Annotated in this window: 1 pseudogene; it reads right to left on the bottom strand. The window is 65.7% G+C overall.

The window, feature by feature from the left end:
• Nucleotides 1-274: pseudogene (locus LL06_RS25495) on the bottom strand (flagellin); the annotation flags it as partial.

The following is a 274-nucleotide window of genomic DNA, read 5'->3' as shown; positions in this document are numbered from 1 at the left end:
GCGGCGTCGGTCATCTGCGTCAGCATCGAGTCGACCGCACGGATCATGTCGTCGACCTGGGCGTCGGTCGTCGCACCGGTCAGCGCGATGCCGGTACCGGAAGCGGCCGTGCCGGTGGTCGAACCGGTGTCGATCAGGTAGTAGTTCCGGGCCGTCGTCGAGGTCGTGTTGGGATCGAGCGCGTTGGCGTCGATGTCCTTGGTCAGGATACCGAGGCTTTCGTTGGCTGCGCCGATCAGCGTGGTCGAGGTGGTGTTCACGCCCAGCGTGGTGA

It is taken from the genome of Hoeflea sp. BAL378 (genome assembly GCF_000759435.1).
Taxonomy (GTDB): Bacteria; Pseudomonadota; Alphaproteobacteria; order Rhizobiales; family Rhizobiaceae; genus Hoeflea.
This window is presented reverse-complemented; position numbering and strand designations above follow the sequence as displayed.